Source organism: Bradyrhizobium sp. 62, assembly GCF_023073035.1.
In the GTDB taxonomy this organism is placed as follows: domain Bacteria; phylum Pseudomonadota; class Alphaproteobacteria; order Rhizobiales; family Xanthobacteraceae; genus Bradyrhizobium.
This window is the reverse complement of sequence record NZ_JADPIT010000023.1, coordinates 187,664-204,853: the sequence shown is the minus strand read 5'-3', so window position 1 is coordinate 204,853 and position 17,190 is coordinate 187,664. Positions and strand designations below refer to the sequence as shown.

12 protein-coding genes and 1 pseudogene are annotated in these 17,190 nt (G+C 63.8%); 10 read left to right on the top strand and 3 right to left on the bottom strand.

Annotated features, from left to right (window positions below):
* From IVB47_RS24555 to IVB47_RS24545, 3 genes are all read right to left on the bottom strand, one after another.
* The coding region (locus IVB47_RS24555; protein WP_247465074.1) for a DUF882 domain-containing protein at positions 1 to 839 on the bottom strand (839 nt) is incomplete at its 3' end.
* Between the two features lie 287 nt (positions 840 to 1,126).
* Positions 1,127 to 3,286, bottom strand: a complete 2,160-nt coding sequence (locus IVB47_RS24550; protein WP_247401056.1) for a L,D-transpeptidase family protein — start codon at positions 3,284 to 3,286, stop codon at positions 1,127 to 1,129.
* A gap of 347 nt (positions 3,287 to 3,633) precedes the next feature.
* Positions 3,634 to 5,127 (bottom strand): sigma-54 dependent transcriptional regulator, encoded by a 1,494-nt coding sequence (locus IVB47_RS24545; RefSeq protein ID WP_247465071.1) that lies wholly within the window; start codon positions 5,125 to 5,127, stop codon positions 3,634 to 3,636.
* A gap of 127 nt (positions 5,128 to 5,254) precedes the next feature.
* Here IVB47_RS24545 and IVB47_RS24540 point away from each other — a divergent pair, with 127 nt between their 5' ends.
* From IVB47_RS24540 to IVB47_RS24495, 10 genes and pseudogenes are all read left to right on the top strand, one after another.
* Entirely contained in the window at positions 5,255 to 7,186 is a 1,932-nt protein-coding gene (locus IVB47_RS24540) for a M3 family oligoendopeptidase (RefSeq protein ID WP_247465069.1), read from the top strand.
* Positions 7,187 to 7,400: 214 nt separating this feature from the next.
* A complete protein-coding gene (locus IVB47_RS24535; protein ID WP_247465066.1) occupies positions 7,401 to 10,292 on the top strand; it encodes a cell division protein in 2,892 nt (963 codons plus the stop codon).
* 186 nt (positions 10,293 to 10,478) lie between these two features.
* On the top strand, positions 10,479 to 10,631 hold the full coding sequence (locus IVB47_RS24530; protein ID WP_007596280.1) for an aa3-type cytochrome c oxidase subunit IV: 153 nt from the start codon (positions 10,479 to 10,481) through the stop codon (positions 10,629 to 10,631).
* Between the two features lie 137 nt (positions 10,632 to 10,768).
* Complete coding sequence (locus tag IVB47_RS24525; RefSeq protein WP_247287600.1) at positions 10,769 to 11,896, top strand: Re/Si-specific NAD(P)(+) transhydrogenase subunit alpha; 1,128 nt, start codon at positions 10,769 to 10,771, stop codon at positions 11,894 to 11,896.
* Positions 11,897 to 11,907: 11 nt separating this feature from the next.
* On the top strand, positions 11,908 to 12,225 hold the full coding sequence (locus IVB47_RS24520) for a proton-translocating transhydrogenase family protein (RefSeq protein WP_007596278.1): 318 nt from the start codon (positions 11,908 to 11,910) through the stop codon (positions 12,223 to 12,225).
* 42 nt (positions 12,226 to 12,267) lie between these two features.
* Positions 12,268 to 13,665, top strand: coding sequence for an NAD(P)(+) transhydrogenase (Re/Si-specific) subunit beta (locus IVB47_RS24515; RefSeq protein WP_247287601.1), 1,398 nt, complete (start codon positions 12,268 to 12,270; stop codon positions 13,663 to 13,665).
* 171 nt (positions 13,666 to 13,836) lie between these two features.
* Positions 13,837 to 14,634 (top strand): alpha/beta hydrolase, encoded by a 798-nt coding sequence (locus IVB47_RS24510; RefSeq protein ID WP_247465063.1) that lies wholly within the window; start codon positions 13,837 to 13,839, stop codon positions 14,632 to 14,634.
* A complete protein-coding gene (locus IVB47_RS24505) occupies positions 14,588 to 16,069 on the top strand; it encodes a sodium:proton antiporter (protein ID WP_027570359.1) in 1,482 nt (493 codons plus the stop codon). Before IVB47_RS24510 ends, IVB47_RS24505 begins: the two co-directional genes overlap by 47 nt.
* 111 nt (positions 16,070 to 16,180) lie before the next feature.
* Positions 16,181 to 16,647: pseudogene (locus tag IVB47_RS24500) on the top strand (ionic transporter y4hA); the annotation flags it as partial.
* 34 nt (positions 16,648 to 16,681) lie between these two features.
* Positions 16,682 to 16,966, top strand: a complete 285-nt coding sequence (locus IVB47_RS24495; protein ID WP_247465059.1) for a cupin domain-containing protein — start codon at positions 16,682 to 16,684, stop codon at positions 16,964 to 16,966.
* The last annotated feature ends 224 nt before the right edge of the window (positions 16,967 to 17,190 follow it).

Below are 17,190 nucleotides of genomic sequence, written 5' to 3'. Positions count from 1 at the left end.
GGCGCGACAGGCTTCGCGGCCGGAGCGGGCGCGCCCTCGTCATCCTCGTCGTTGCTCGCGGCCGCCGGAGCCGGCTTGCCCTTGAACAGGGCGGCAAAGAAATTCGACTTGCTGCCGGAATCTTCGCCGCTGCCCCGCCGCTCGATCTCGGCCTTGGCGAGCTCATAGCCCTTCAGCGGCGTGCCGTCGGTTGGGACATGGACGGTGCGTCCGTCCGGGAAGACCCGGGCGAGCTGGTCATGCGTCATGCGCGGCCAATGCCGGATGCTGCCGGTGTCCAGATGTACGAACGGCGAGCCTGAGGTCGGATAGAAGCCGACGCCGCCGCGCTGGAGGCGCAGGCCGGCGAAGCGGATCTGCTCCAGCGGCACGTTCGGGATGTAGAAGTCCATCGCATGCCCCAGCATGTGCTGGCTGAAGCGCGCCACGCCGGAGGAGCGGCGGCGGAGCATGGAGTTGGTGGCGGGCGAGCGGTAGGCGGAGATGATTTGGATCGGCTGCTTGCCGTCGACGTCGCGGTAGACTTCCCAGAGGATGTCGAAGAGGTGACGGTCCATGACCGTCTCGTCCTGGCTGCGCCAGTCGCGCAGGAAGTGATTGAGCTGCTTCAGCGCCGCTTCGTCGTAGCGCCCGTCGCGCTTGAAGGTGACGGTAAGGTCTTCGCCGGAATGGGTGTGGTGGAAGGAGAGCGTCTTGGTCTCGTTGAGCGCGGCGGCGTCATGAACTGAACCCGCGGCAGCAAGCAGCAATACGGCAGCGAGGCCGATCCGTGATCCGGCCTTCACTCCCGCATGGGACAACGACAGCACAGCGAATTGGCGTGCGATTCCAGTCAGCACGTTAGAGCCCACCCAGTCGACGAGCGTTCAAAATGGACTCTCCCGCTAACCCCGTAGCGCGCGAAAGAGGATGAACGCTTTGTTAAAGCGAGAAGGTTAATTCGAGGTTGACCTTCCCGCCCCCAAACCAAGTCAGATCGCGAACCTAACCGGGTGAGTGTGGCGAAAAAAGGCCCGCTGCCCGAGGTCAGGTGGAGAATGGTTAACGTTAAGCGACCCCATCCAGAGGATGAGGTCGCTGATTTTATTGCTGAATTTCAGGAAATCAGACCCGGGGCGGGCCTGGCTCAGCGGGTGAACACCCGCTGCTGCTGCGGACGGCGGCCGACCGGAGCCGGCGGCGGGGTCGGCGCTCCGAACAGGCGCTCGAAGAAATTCGGGCCGGACGAGCCGCCATTGGCCGCCAGGACGCCGTTCGGCAGCGTCGTTGCCGGGCGTGAATAGCTCGGCTGGGAGTGCGCGACCACGTTCTCGAGATCCTTGCCGCGACCGTTCTTCAGGATGTTGATCATGGTCGCGTCGCGGCCATAGACGTCCTTGCGGAATTGCAGCTTGCCGCCATCGTCCACGAATGCGGTCTGATAGGTGATGTTGACCGGGATCGGGGTCGGGAATTTCAAGTCGATCTCGCTCTTGCCGTACATGCTGCGGATGCGTTCCGGCGTGTACTTCTCGTTCGGCATCGCGATGTTGAGCAGGACCGACGCGTACTGATCCGGGTTCTGCACGCGCATGCAGCCGTGGCTGAAGGCGCGTTCGTCCCGGGCGAACAGGTTCTTGTCCGGCGTGTCGTGTTGATAGACCAAGAACTTGTTGGGGAAATTGAAGCGGATGCGGCCGAGCGCATTGGCTTCACCGGGCGGCTGGGAGATGTGCACTGAACCGTCGCGGTTCTGCTCGAGCTTGAGGCCCATGCGCTGGAGTACGGTCGGGTCCTGCTGAAGTGCCGGCAGATATTCGTTGTAGACGATCGACGGCGGCACGTTCCAGGTCGGATTGACCGTGATGTACTTCATCGTCTCGGTGAGCAGCGGGGTCGCATGCGTGCCGGGCTTGCCGGTGACGACGCGGGTGGTCCAGACCTGCTGGCCGCGCTGCATTACCTTCAGCGTGTAGTCGGGAATGTTGAGGATGACGTAGGCATCGCCGAGCGAGGGCACGCCCAGGTCGCGCGGCAGCCAGCGCCAGCGCTCCATGTTCACGAGCACCACGTCGATCTGCTTGTCGCGCTTCGGGGTGTTGATCGCCTTGACCGTCTTGTCGTCGAGGATGCCGGTCGCCTTGATTTCGGCGCTGTTCTGGAACTTGCGCACGGCTTCGGCGACCGCCGCGTCATAGCGGGTGTCGTTGGCGTTCTCGGTGATGCCGAGCTTGGCGCGCAGCTGCGGCACGCGCGGATCTTCAACGACGATTTCAGCCTGCTTCTTGCCGGCCGGGGTGTATTTCAACGTCGGACCATCGGCGATCTCGATCACCGGGCCGTTGCCCTGGCCGCGGAGCTCTGCGAGCTTCGCCTTCAGCTCCTTGTAAAGCTTCTGCGGCGGATTGTAGCTGTCGAGCGCCGCGGAGGCGTCCGCCGCCGTCGTGACCTTGGCGAGCACCTCGTTCGGATCGATCGGATGCTCGGGATAGAGGATGTCGCCGCTGACCTGTGACCAGTGCATGCGGCCGCTCTGAGCCTGGCGCGCATAGTCGAACATGCTGGCGGTGAGCTTGAGCTCGGCATCGGCGAGCGTATCGGGTGTCGTGGCGGCTGCGAAGTCCGGCAGCGGGTAATCGGCGGGATTGAGACCGTCGGACGCCGCGTCCTTCAGCCGTGCGATCACGCCCTTGGCCGCAGCGGTCAGGCTGCCGGCCTGGGTCCAGACCGGCGCGAAGTCGCGTGCACCGTAAAACTTCTCGATCGTCGCGCGCTCGTTCTTGCGGTCGAAATAGCGTGAAGCCTTGGCGCCGATGGCGTCCTTGAGCTTGTCGGCGACCGGCTGGTCGGCGGCGGGAACGTTGCTCGCGGCCTTCACCGGCTCCGAGGCCGGAGCCGCAGCGGTGGCGGGCGCGGCCGGCGTTGTCGCCGTGTCGGCCTTGGCAGGTTCCGTCTTCGCCGTCTCGCTCTTCGGCGCCTCGGTCGCCGGCGTGGTGGCGACGTCGGAAGGCTTGGTCTCGACCTTGTCCGGCGCGGGAGCGGCTTCGGCCTTCACGGGTTCTTTGACCGGCTCCTTTGCCGAGTCCTGAACCGTGGCGGTGGTGTCGAGCTTGATGTCGGATGCGGTCGGGGGCGGGACGTTTGCGGGTTCGGGGCGCGGGATCGCGGCTTCGATCGCGAGCTCGGCAGCGCTGCTGCGCGCCTGATCCTGCGCCAGGGCCGAGCTGGCCGATACCGTGAGGAAGGTCGCCGCGACCGTCATCAAGACACGGTCAAAGCCTGCACGGTGGTTCAAACAGTCACGCATTGTGTCGCACCCCTCGGGTGAACTGTCCCCCGTGGAACAGCTTCGTTATCGCCTATTGAGCTTCGGCTAAACCGCGCCGGCCTTTCGAAAGTTGCACGCCTGCACGCAACGAATCCTACGCAGACGATATACAGGCCCCGATTTCGCAGCCAGCGCTACCCGGGACAACTCACGACAAACTGACTTCAAGCAAGCCTCTTGGCAACGGATTGTGCGCTTCTGCCACGCGCTTTTCCCTGTGTCTGTCACTTCCAAGTCACGGTTCAAATCGCAGTCGAATTCCGTCGTCGTACGAACGGCTTACGGTCGTATCGCTCCGCCCGGACGAACCTCCGTTCGCGTCAGGCTCAGTGCGTCTCCTCACCGCTTTTGCCGCCATGGCCGGGAACCCCGGCCTCCTCGAGTTTGCGGTAGAGGGTGGACCGGCCGATTTTGAGGCGGCGGGCGACCTCGGACATCTGCCCGCGGTAATGCGAGATCGCGAAACGGATGATCTCGTTCTCGATATCCTCCAGCGGCCGGACGTCGCCGGTCGCGGTCAGCATGGAGAGAGCACCCGCTTGCGGCAGCGGTGCGATCGGTATGTCATTACCCGACACGACGGAGGGGGCCGCGATCGGCTCCAGCATCAGCGGCGCGGTCGGAATGTCTGTTCCCGGATGTGGCTGCGAGGCGATCAGGGGGAAGTCGTCAAGGCCAAGCTGGTCGCCGTCGCTCATCACCACGGCCCGGTAGACCGCGTTTTCGAGCTGGCGGATGTTGCCGGGCCAATCGAGCTGGGCAAGGTGAGCAACGGCCTCGCCGCTGATGCCGGTGATGGGGCGGTTCTCCTCGGCGGCAAAGCGCGCCAGGAAATGCCTGAGCAGATGCGGAATGTCCTCGCGCCGGGCGCGTAGCGATGGGATCGTGAGCGGCAGCACATGCAGGCGATAGAACAAGTCTTCCCGGAAGTGGCCCTGCTTGACCCGCTCCAGCAGCCTGCGATTGGTCGCCGAGATGATGCGGACGTCGACCTTCACGGGTCTGCGGCCGCCGACCGCCTCGACCGCGCCTTCCTGGAGCGCGCGAAGCAGCTTGACCTGCGCGCTCAGCGGCAGCTCGCTGACCTCGTCCAGGAATAGCGTGCCGCCATGGGCTTCGACGAACTTGCCGGTGTGGCGTTCGGTGGCGCCGGTGAAGGCGCCCTTCTCGTGACCGAACAGGATGGACTCGACGAGGTTGTCGGGGATCGCGCCGCAATTGACCGCGACGAACGGCTTTGCCTTGCGCTCGCCGCTGCCATGGATGGCACGCGCGAACATCTCCTTGCCGACGCCGGACTCGCCCTCGATCAGCACGGGGATCGAGGAGTTTGTTGCTTTCTGCGCCGCGCGCATCACGCTCGCCATCGCCTCGGCGCGGGTGATGATGTCGGAGAAGGTCAGCCGGCCCTCGCGGCTGTGACGGATGCGCTGCAATTCGCCCTTGAGCGCCGAGGAGTTGAGCGCGTTGCGAAGAGAGACCTGGAGCCGCTCCAGGCCGACCGGCTTGACCACGAAATCGGCCGCGCCCGCGCGCATCGCCGAGATTACATTGTCGATGCCGCCATGGGCCGTCTGCACGATGACGGGGATGCTGAGACCCGCTTCGCGGATTTTCGCCAGCACGCCCATGCCGTCGAGGCCGGGCATCACGAGATCGAGGATGACGCCGTCGATGGCCGCGTCAGGGGCGGTGAGGGCGGCAATCGCCGCGTCGCCGGAGTCCACCACGATCGTCTCATAGCCGCATTTCTGCACCATGTTTTCGACCAGCCGGCGGGCTACAGCGTCGTCGTCGGCGATCAAAATACTGGCAGCCATGGTGTTCCCCGCACGCTACTACTATCTGTCTCGAATCGGGGCACTCTGGCCGAAGCCGATTAACGCACTGTTAAATCCTGATGCCCCCGCCCGCCGTCGCGATTGTTGAACACAGGTTTCCCACACAATGAATTCGCGCTCCAAGCCTGCAGTTAAGAAGCCCGCCATCAGCAAGCCCGCTCTTCGCAAGCCGAACACCAAGACAGCCAAGGCAAAACCCTCCAAGCGTTCACCCGCCAAGTCTTCGCTTGCCAAGCCTTCACCCGCAAAGCCTGCGAGCAAGACCGGCAAGCTTCCGGAGTGGAACCTCGCCGACCTCTATTCCGGGATCGATGCACCGGAAGTGGCGCGCGATCTCGCAAAGATGGATGCCGATTGCGTCGCGTTCGAGACGGACTACAAGGGCAAGCTCGCAACAGGAACAGCAAAGGAAGATGGCGGAAAATGGCTCGCTGAAGCCGTGCGACGCTATGAGGCGATCGACGACCTCGCCGGCCGGCTCGGCTCGTACGCCGGCCTCGTTCATGCCGGCGACAGCGTGGACCCCAAGATTTCAAAGTTTTACGGCGACGTTTCCGAGCGCCTGACGGCGGCATCGACACATCTGCTGTTCTTCGCGCTCGAGCTCAATCGCATCGATGACGATATTTTGAACCGCGCGATGCAGGCCACCGAGCTCGCGCACTACCGTCCCTGGATCGAGGATCTGCGCAAGGAGAAGCCGTACCAGCTCGACGACAAGCTCGAGCAGCTCTTCCTGGAGAAGGCGCAGACCGGCTATTCCGCCTTCAACCGGCTGTTCGACCAGACCATCTCGGGCTTGCGCTTCAAGGTCGGGCCCAAGGATCTCGCGATCGAGCCAACGCTCAATCTGTTGCAGGACCGCGACGGCGCCAAGCGCAAGACCGCGGCAGAGGCGCTCGCAAAGACTTTCAAGACCAATGAGCGCACCTTTGCGCTGATCACGAACACCCTGGCCAAGGACAAGGACATCTCCGACAGCTGGCGCGGCTTCAAGGACGTCGCGGATTCCCGGCATCTGAATAACCGCGTCGAGCGCGAGGTGGTGGATGCGCTGGTCGCCTCGGTCCGCGCGGCCTATCCAAAATTGTCGCATCGCTACTACGCGCTGAAGGCACGCTGGTTCGGCAGGAAGCGCCTGGCCTATTGGGACCGCAACGCGCCGCTGCCCTTTGCTGCGACCGACGTGATCGGCTGGGGCGACGCGCGAAACATGGTGCTCACCGCCTATCGCGGCTTCTCGCCAAAGATGGCTGACATCGCCGAGCGCTTCTTCACCGACCGCTGGATCGACGCGCCGGTGCGCCCGGGCAAGGCGCCGGGGGCCTTCTCGCATCCGACCACGCCGTCCGCGCACCCCTACGTGCTGATGAACTACCAGGGCAAGCCACGCGACGTGATGACGCTCGCCCATGAGCTCGGCCACGGCGTGCACCAGGTGCTGGCGGCCAGGAACGGCGCATTGATGGCGCCGACGCCGCTGACGCTGGCGGAGACCGCGAGCGTGTTCGGCGAGATGCTGACCTTCCGGCGGCTGCTGGCGCAGACCAGGAGCGCAAAGCAGCGCCAGGCGCTGCTCGCCGGCAAGGTCGAGGACATGATCAACACCGTGGTGCGGCAGATCGCGTTCTATTCCTTCGAGCGCGCGGTCCACACCGAGCGCAAGAACGGCGAGCTCACCGCGACGCGGCTCGGCGAGATCTGGCTCTCTGTGCAGGGCGAGAGCCTGGGGCCGGCAATCGAAATCAAAGCGGGCTACGAGAACTACTGGATGTACATCCCGCACTTCATCCATTCGCCGTTCTACGTCTACGCCTATGCGTTCGGCGATTGTCTCGTGAACTCGCTCTACGCCGTCTACGAGAATGCGGCCGAGGGATTCGCTGAACGGTATCTCGACATGCTCGCCGCCGGCGGCACCAAGCATTATTCCGAACTGCTGCGGCCGTTCGGGCTCGATGCCAAGGATCCAAAGTTCTGGGACGGCGGCCTGAGCGTCATCGCCGGCATGATCGACGAACTGGAAGCGATGGATTGAAGGCGAGCCGTCTTCGGCGCTGCAGCGAGCGGCTTGGGTCGGCTGTCCGAATGTCCCGTTGTTCCAACGACGGGCGGGGCGGGGTTGTATAGATCCCGTCCTGCACATTGAACGTTTGTGCCTGGGGCCAGACTAATTCTTGCAAGGCAGTTTCGACCTGCAATGCAATCTATGATTGTTGATCGTCGTGGTGTGCTCGGCCAGGGAGGCGAACATGGCCAGGATCAGTGCCCCAGACCCCAAGGTGGAGCCGCCACGGGCTGTCGAGGAACAGCAACTGTGGGGGACGCAGCACCGCAAGATCGTCAAGCGCGAGCTCGCAGCCATCAACAACCGCCGCCTCGCCCAGGGCATGGATGCCGTTGCGTACCCTGGCGACGAAAAGGCGATCGACACGGTCGGCCTTGCGCTGTCAGGCGGCGGGATCCGATCCTCCGCAATCTGCCTCGGCGTCTTGCAGGCTTTCAATCACCACGGGCTGATCAAGCACATCGACTATCTGTCGACCGTATCGGGTGGCGGTTACACCGGCTGTTCGTTCACGGCGACCATGACGCGGGCGCAGAATTTCGTCTTCGGAAGCACGCCGACACCCGGAGCCGAGAGCGCCAATGAGATCAGTGACACGCCTGCGGTAGGCCATATCCGGAACTATTCGAACTACCTCGTTCCGGCCGGCGCGCGAGATCTGATCACGGGCGTCGCAATCGTCGTGCGTGGACTCGTTGCCAATCTGAGCCTGACGCTGCCGGTCGTACTGCTCGTTGCCGTGATCACGATCCTGTCCAACGCCGCACGCTCGTCACTCTATACGACCAATTTCTTCGGGCTGAGCGTCGACGACACCCACAATCTTGGTCCCCTCTCCAGCCTGGGATTGATGCCTGCCTACTTTCTTGTCGGCCTTGTTGCGGCCTTGCTGCTTTTGTTGGTCGGGCGCCTTTTCAATGTGGGGCGGCGCGAGCTGTTTCGGTACCTGGCCGGTCTTGCGTTTGCGATGGGTCTCATCTGTGCGATCGCCAGCTGCCTGAACGTCGATCATTTTGGCCTTTCGCTTGCAGCGGTCCTGCTCGGCCTCGCGCTTTTCTTCGGCTGGGCGGTGCTGCGCTCGATTTCGTCGACCAAGAGAGGTGAATTCCGCGGCTATCCGTCGACTGTCGGCGCGACCTATCTCGTTCTGCTTGCCGTCATCTGCTTCTTCGAATTCCAGCCCTTCATGATCGCCCAGATGTTCGATGTCGCCGACGCCAACACGATCCAGTCCGGCGGCATCGTTGGGGGCGTCGCAATCAAGTGGGTCCAATCGCTTGCGGCCATCACTGCGCCGGTTGCGGCGGCCGTCACGCTGTTCCGGCAGCAATTCGCCGACCTGCTGAAGGGCGCCGGCGCCTCGGACCTGGGCTCACGCCTGCTGGCCCATGCGGCGAAAGCAGCCGTGCTTGTCGCGGGACTGGCGCTGCCCTTACTGATCTGGGTCGGATATCTCTATCTTTGCTATTGGGGCATCGCGAACGACAAAGCGCTCGACGCCGTCTACCGCCAATACCCCATGATCGAGGAGTGGGGAGCGGCTGGCGTGCAACCCGTGCCGCCCGCGGCCGGTGTCGACGTCAAGGGAAATGTCCAGTTCGACTCGGCGACGCGCAAGCTCTCGGCCGAGATCACCAACGGCGAAGCGAAGGCCGTCGTCTCCAAGCCGGTGGGGCCGATCTCGCACATCCCCGCATGGCTGTTTTCCGTTGCGTCATTGCAGTCCCCGGAGACATTCACGTGGTCGAAGTACCAGTTCGGCAACTCTGTCAGCTGGCGGATGGTGCTGCTCTACTTCTTGTCGGGCTCGGCCCTGTTCGGCCTGTCGTGGGTTCTCGGGCCGAATGCCAATTCGTTGCACCGGCTCTATCGCGATCGCCTCAGCAAGGCCTTCTTGTTCAATCCGCTCTATTACGCCGACGGGGAGCCGTCGCGGAACATGCCGAGCCTGGACCAGGGGAGGGATTTCCTTCCGCTCGACGAGGAGAAGCTGAGCGGTCTGCTGCATCAGTTGGACTACGGCGTCGATCCAGCGGGAGCGATGACGGTCACGACATCGAAAAGATGCAGTCTGGCCTCGCCATATCCCATCATCAACGCCGCGCTGAACATCCAGGGATCCGACTTCGCCAATCGGCGGGGACGGAACGCGGATTTCTTCATATTCTCGCCGCTGCACGTCGGCAGCGAGGCCACCGGCTATGCGAATACACCGGCCTTCGAGAAGGTCGCGCCGGGCCTCGATCTTGCGACCGCGATGGCGATCTCCGGGGCCGCCGCTTCGTCGAACATGGGCTCGGGGTCGATCCGCTCGCTGACCCCGACCCTGGCGCTCCTCAATGTGCGCCTGGGGTACTGGTTGAAGAACCCGCGCTGGGTCTCGACAAAGGACAAGCCGCAGCACCACTCAACCCCCTTGTTTTTATGGTCTGAGATCTCGGGCCGGCTCTACGAGAATGCCGATGCGGTCTATCTGACGGACGGCGGACACATCGAGAATCTCGGTGTCTACGAGTTGTTGCGACGACGCTGCAAGGTGATCATCGCGGTTGACGCCGAAGCCGATGCGCCGATGAATTTCTCGTCGCTGGTGACGCTGCAGCGTTATGCGCGCATTGATCTCGGGATCATCATCGACCTGCCGTGGACGCCGATCCGCAACACGACGCTCGAGTGGATGAAATGCAACGCAACCAAATCCCCGGCCGCGGCCCGGCGCGCGGCGGGCGGACCGCACATGGCGGTCGGCACAATCGACTACGGCTCGGGGGAGAAGGGGTACCTCGTGTACATCAAATCGTCCCTGACCGGAGACGAGAACGACTACATCCGCGACTATGCACGCCGCAACGACACCTTCCCGCACGAAACCACCGGCGACCAGTTCTTCTCGGAGGAGCAGTTCGAGGTCTACCGCGCGCTGGGTTTCCACATGACGCACGGATTTCTCACTGAGGATGCCGGCGCGGATGCGATCGTCGTCAACGTTCCGGGAGAACGCTGCGCAAAGCGAAATTTCTGCGACAGCAAGGTGGAGCCGATCGGCGCGGTCCGCCGTGCGCTCGGTCTGCGCTGAGAGGCCTTCGGCTCGTGGCACCGGAGATCGCCTCTGACGGGAGGAATACCGGTCTGAGCCGAATTCCCACCAATCGGAATTCCAAATGACCTGATTTGCCGGGAAACCGCGCCTGCCTGCCGTTGCCCTGCCCGAAAGTTTGCGGTATCCCAGCCATGAAATTCGACTTTCGACTGGGGACAATTCATGGCCGACCATAGCGAAGTGGCGTACAGCACCGCCGACGGCAACGACTACGTTGCCCACGAGCAGACCTACGAGGGCTTCATCAAGCTGGTGAAGTACGGCACGGTCTCGGTCGCGCTTATCGTGATCCTGATGGCGATCTTCCTGACCTGATCCACCGCCTGCAGCACCGCCAGCGCCGTCGGTGCCCATAAAATTTGCAATCAAGCCGGATTGAAAACCGGTATCCAACGTTGCGGGAGTAACGCTAAGTTCGCGTGCGCGCTCTTTCCCGCGTCGCCGGAGGGCCTATGAAGATCGCCGTTGCCAAGGAAATCGATCCGTCGGAGCCGCGGGTCGCCGCTTCGCCGGATACGGTGAAGAAGTTCAAGGCGTTAGGCGCCGAGATCGCCATCGAGCCGGGCGCCGGCCTCAAATCGGGCCTGCCGGACTCCGAATTCACCGCCGTGGGCGCCACCGTCAGCGCCGACGCGCTGAAGGACGCCGACATCATCATCAAGGTGAAGCGCCCCGAAGCCTCCGAGTTGGCGCAGTACAAGCGCGGCGCGCTCGTCATCGCCATCATGGACCCCTACGGCAACGAGGCCGCGCTGAAGACGATCGCCGATGCCGGCGTCTCCGCCTTCGCGATGGAATTGATGCCGCGCATCACGCGCGCGCAGGTGATGGACGTGCTGTCCTCGCAGGCCAACCTCGCCGGCTACCGCGCCGTGATCGAGGGCGCCGAGGCCTTCGGACGCGCCTTCCCGATGATGATGACCGCGGCCGGCACAGTGCCCGCCGCCAAAGTGTTCGTGATGGGCGTCGGCGTCGCCGGCCTCCAGGCGATCGCGACCGCGCGCCGTCTCGGCGCCGTCGTCACCGCGACCGACGTCCGGCCCGCCACCAAGGAGCAGGTCGAATCGCTCGGTGCAAAATTCCTCGCCGTCGAGGACGAGGAATTCAAGAACGCGCAGACCGCCGGCGGCTACGCCAAGGAAATGTCCAAGGAGTACCAGGCCAAGCAGGCCGCGCTCACCGCCGAGCACATCAAGAAGCAGGACATCGTGATCACCACCGCGCTGATTCCGGGCCGGCCTGCGCCGAGGCTCGTCACGGCCGACATGGTCAAGTCGATGAAGCCGGGATCGGTGCTGGTCGATCTCGCTGTCGAGCGCGGCGGCAATGTCGAAGGCGTCAAGGCGGGCGAGGTCGCCGATGTCGGTGGCATCAAGATCGTCGGCTATACCAACGTCGCGGGCCGCGTCGCGGCGTCGGCCTCCAGCCTCTACGCGCGCAATTTGTTCAACTTCATCGAAACGATGGTCGACAAGACCAGCAAGGCGCTGGCCGTGAACTGGGACGACGAGCTCGTCAAGGCGACCGCGTTGACCCGGGACGGCGCCGTCATCCACCCGAATTTCCAGCCGAAAGCGTAAGGAGAGCCGTCATGGAGCATATTGCACAGGTCGTCGATCCCTTCGTCTTCCGACTGTCGATTTTCGTTCTCGCCGTTTTCGTCGGCTATTTCGTGGTGTGGTCGGTGACCCCAGCGCTGCATACGCCGCTGATGAGCGTCACCAATGCGATCTCCTCGGTGATCGTGGTCGGCGCGCTGCTCGCGGTCGGCGTCGGCATGATCTCGAGCGGCTCGGGCTGGGCGCGCGGCTTCGGCTTCATCGCGCTCATTTTCGCCTGCGTGAATATCTTCGGCGGCTTCCTTGTCACCCAGCGCATGCTGGCGATGTACAAGAAGAAGGTGAAGTGAGCGGCGTGCACCTCGGGGTGACAAAGGCAAAGGGGACCTGAGATGAACGCCAATCTGGCTGCAGTTCTGTATCTCGTGGCGGGTGTGCTGTTCATCCTGTCACTGCGCGGGCTGTCCAGCCCCGCCTCATCGCGGCAGGGCAATTTCTTCGGCATGATCGGCATGGCGATCGCGGTCGCCACCACGCTGGCCAGTCATCCGCCGGCGGACGGCCTCGCCTGGATCCTCGTGATCCTTGGCATCGCGATCGGCGGCAGCGTCGGCGCGGTGATCGCGCGCCGCGTGCCGATGACCTCGATGCCGGAACTGGTCGCCGCGTTCCATTCGTTGGTCGGCATGGCCGCGGTGCTGGTCGCCGCCGGTGCGTTCTATGCGCCGGAGGCCTTCGACATCGGCAGCCCTGGCAACATCCATCCGCAGAGCCTGGTCGAGATGTCGCTCGGCGTCGCCATCGGCGCGCTGACCTTCACCGGCTCGGTGATCGCGTTCCTGAAGCTGTCCGCGCGGATGAGCGGTGCGCCGATCATCCTGCCGTTCCGCCACTTCATCAACATCGCACTCGCCATCGCCCTCGTCGTCTTCATCGTCGGACTGGTGATGTCGGGCAGCGCGCTCGACTTCTGGCTGATCGTCATCATCGCGCTGGCCCTCGGCGTGCTCATGATCATCCCGATCGGCGGCGCCGACATGCCGGTCGTCATTTCGATGCTGAACTCGTACTCGGGCTGGGCCGCGGCCGGCATCGGCTTCACGCTCGGCAACTCCGCGCTGATCATCACCGGCGCGCTGGTGGGATCGAGCGGCGCGATCCTGTCCTACATCATGTGCCACGCGATGAACCGCTCCTTCATCTCGGTCATCCTCGGCGGCTTCGGCGGCGAGACCGCGGCGGCGGGCGGTGGCGGCGGCGAGCAGAAGCCGGCCAAGCTCGGCTCGGCCGACGACGCCGCCTTCATCATGAAGAACGCGCAGAAGGTCATCATCGTGCCCGGCTACGGCATGGCGGTGGCGCAGGCCCAGCATGCGCTACGTGAAATGGGCGACATCCTGAAAAAGGAAGGCGTCGAGGTGAAATACGCCATTCACCCGGTCGCCGGCCGCATGCCCGGCCACATGAACGTGCTGCTGGCCGAAGCCAACGTGCCCTATGACGAGGTGTTCGAGCTCGAGGACATCAACTCTGAATTCGCGCAGGCCGACATTGCTTTCGTGATCGGCGCCAACGACGTCACCAATCCGGCGGCCGAAGAGGACAAGACCTCGCCGATCTACGGCATGCCCGTGCTCCAGGTCTGGAAGGCCGGAACCGTGATGTTCATCAAGCGCTCGCTCGCCTCGGGCTATGCCGGCATCGACAATCCGCTGTTCTATCGCGACAACACCATGATGCTGCTCGGCGACGCCAAGAAGGTCACCGAGAACATCGTCAAGGCGATGTAACGCGGAGACAAACCGACCATTGCGAATGCGACGCGCGAGCAGCGCGTCGCGTGGTACGCCGCTCAGCAGGTGGCGTGCGGGCGCCTCAACGTTCCGGGGCGCCTCGGGCGGTGTCATGAAATTGCTGCGGAGCTGCTGCAAAGCCCTGAACGGGGGCCGGGCCGCGTCATCATGACCATCGTCAAGTGGATCGCCATCCTGCTCGTGACCGTCTATTGCGCCGGTCTCCTCGTGCTGTATGTCAGGCAGCGCGAGATGCTGTTTCCGATCCCGCCCGTCGGTCGCACAGCGCCGGACGCCGCAGGCCTCCCTGAGGCCGAAGAGCACTTCCTGACCACCTCCGATGGCGAGAAGGTCATCGTCTGGCACGTGCCGGCGAAGCAAGGCCGTCCCGTGATCCTGTATTTTCCGGGCAATGGCGATTATCTCGCCGGTCGCGTCAGCCGCCTCAAGGCCATGACGGCGGACGGCACCGGCCTCGTCGCGCTGTCCTATCGCGGCTATGCCGGCTCAAGCGGGGCGCCGAGTGAGGCCGGCCTGCTGCGCGATGCCGCGGCCGCCTACGCCTTCACCACTGCGCGCTACGCGGCGGAGCGAACCGTCGCCTGGGGCTTTTCACTCGGGACCGGCGTGGCGGTCGCGGTCGCCTCGGAGCATCGTGTTGGAAAACTCATCCTGGAAGCGCCCTATACATCGACGGCCGATATTGCAGCTTCGTCGTTCTGGTACGTTCCGGTGCGTCTGCTGATGCGCGATCCATTTCATTCCGACGAGCGCATCCCGCGCGTCACTGTGCCGCTATTGGTGATGCATGGCACCGATGACCTTGCCATTTCCATCGTGTTCGGAGAGCGTCTGTTCGTGCTCGCGCATGAACCGAAACAGTTCGTTCGCTTTGCGGGCGGCGGACACGATAATCTCGATGCGTTCGGTGCGATTGAAACGGCGAGGCGCTTCATTGCTTTCTAGACGACTTTTCGTTCGGCGCGGGAGCGGGTTCATCGCCGCGATCCTCGTCGTGTTGTTGCCACAGCACGCATGGGCGGCGACCGGGCTCGACGGCGCGGTGATGGGCTGGCCCTATGCGCTGCCCTTTGCCGGCCTGCTGCTGTCGATCGCGCTCGGGCCGCTGCTGTTTGCAAAAGTCTGGCACCACCATTACGGCAAGATCGCCGCGGCCTGGTCGCTGCTGGCACTCGCCTCGCTCGTCATCCTTGCCGGGAGCATGGCGACGTTGGCCGCGCTCGTTCACGCCATGCTCGCCGAATATCTCGGCTTCATCGTGCTGCTGTTCTCGCTCTATGTCGTGGCTGGCGGCATTCTCGTGACGGGCGACATCAAGGCGACGCCGGCATCAAATGCCGGCATCCTCGCGCTTGGTACGGTGATGGCGAGCGTCGTCGGCACCACGGGGGCGGCCATGATCCTGATCCGCCCTCTGATCCGCGCCAACCGGCCGCGGCGCTACAACGCCCATGTCGTCATCTTCTTCATCATCCTGGTCGCCAATGTCGGCGGCGCGCTGAGCCCGCTCGGCGATCCCCCGCTGTTCGTCGGTTTCCTGCATGGCGTCGACTTCTTCTGGACCACGCGGACCATCTGGCTGCAGACGGCGATCGTTGCCGGACTGCTGCTCGCGATCTTCGTCGTCATCGACGTCTGGCGTTTCCGCAGCGAACCCTTGCCCGGCGCTGTCGGCGCCGCGAAGCCGGTCCGCATCCGCGGCCTCGTCAACCTGGTGCTGATCGCGGCCGTCGTCGCGAGCCTGCTGGCCTCGGCGATGTGGAAGCCCGGCATCGCCTTCGACGTTCTCGGAACCAGGCTGGAGCTGGAAGACATCGTCCGCAACGCGGCGCTGCTGGCCATAGCGGCCCTGTCGGTGTGGTTGACGCCGGACGAGCACAGGCAGGCCAACGGCTTCACCTGGGAGCCGATCCGCGAAGTCGCGAAGCTGTTCGCCGGCATTTTTATCGCGATCATCCCGGTCATTGCCATGCTGGATGCCGGCCATCACGGCGCGTTCGCCTGGCTGTTGTCGGCCGTGACAGGGCCGGACGGCACGCCGCGCGAGGTTGCCTATTTCTGGTTCACCGGTCTGATGTCGGCGTTTCTCGACAATGCGCCGACCTATCTGTTGTTCTTCGAGCTCGCCGGCGGCGACCCACAGGTGCTGATGCATGAGCTCTCGGGCACGCTCGCTTCCATCTCCATGGGCGCAGTCTACATGGGCGCGCTCACCTATATCGGCAATGCGCCGAATTTCATGGTGAGCAGCATCGCAAGCGAGAACGGCATCGAGATGCCGAGCTTCTTCGGTTATTTCGTGCGGGCCAGCGCGGTGCTGATCCCGCTGTTCGTGCTGCTGACGCTGCTGCCGTTCGCTCCGATCCTGCGCTGGCATTGAATCTGCCGCCCGATTTGCTACTGCTCGACTGAGACAATTGGAGCCGATGGATAAGCGCTCACAATCCGATGCCTCGGTCGGCCTGGATCTTTCCGGCGCTGGCCGTGCGAGGCGCATCTGTCGGGCCGGACCTTGGTGCTCAGCGTCGTGCTGCTGCTGCTGATTGCGCTGCTGGCGTGCTGCTGGCCAAGAAATTCTGGCTGGTGGTCGATGCCGTCGCGGCCAGGATCGGCGCGCCGCCTGCCTTTGCCGGACTTCTGGTCGCGCTCCTGATCCTGCTGCCGGAAGGGGTCGCGGTCGTCTCGGCGGTCCGCAAGAACGACCTCCAGAAGAACATCAACCTTGCGCTCGGCTCGTCGCTGGCCACCATCGGGCTGGCCATCCCGGCGGTCGGTGTCGCCACCTACGCGCTCGACAAGGAGCTCACGCGCGGCCTCAGCGGCCAGGGCGGCGTGCTTTTGCTCCTGACCTTCTTCCTGAGCATGCTGACCTTCGGTACGGGCAGGACCAATGTCCTGTTCGGGCTGGTCCATATGGTGGTATTTGCCGTCTATGTGTTCATGGTTTTCGTACCCTGAACCGGTTTTCCGGATGATGCCGAGGAGAGTTCCGATGCTTGCCGCCAAGTCCGAGGTCCAGATCGACAATGAGCAGGTTCGGGTGACCGAGTGGCGGCTCGCGCCAAACACCGCCACCGGGCATCACACCCACGGCATGGACTATGTCATTGTTCCCGTGGCCGCAGGGGAAATGACCATCGTGGCACCCAATGGCGAGCGGTCCAAAGCACAGCTTGCGGCCGGGAAATCCTATTTTCGCAAGGCCGGCGTCCAGCACGACGTGCTTAACGAAACCGCAACCGAGATCGTGTTCCTTGAGGTCGAGCTGAAGCCGTAATTCCGGCGTACCCCTTTGCCATTGATCTGTCGCAGTTGATCCCTCACTATGCCTCAAAGTTCCCGCATCAGATCGCGCGGGGAGTGGCCGGAATGCTGAAATACATTGCTAAAATCTCGATGGACATCTTCCCCTCGGTGCTCGCAACGATCATCGGGGCGTACATCGTTAATCATTACATCAACGCCAAGCCGGCGGCGGACGCACCCGCGGCCGTGACGGCG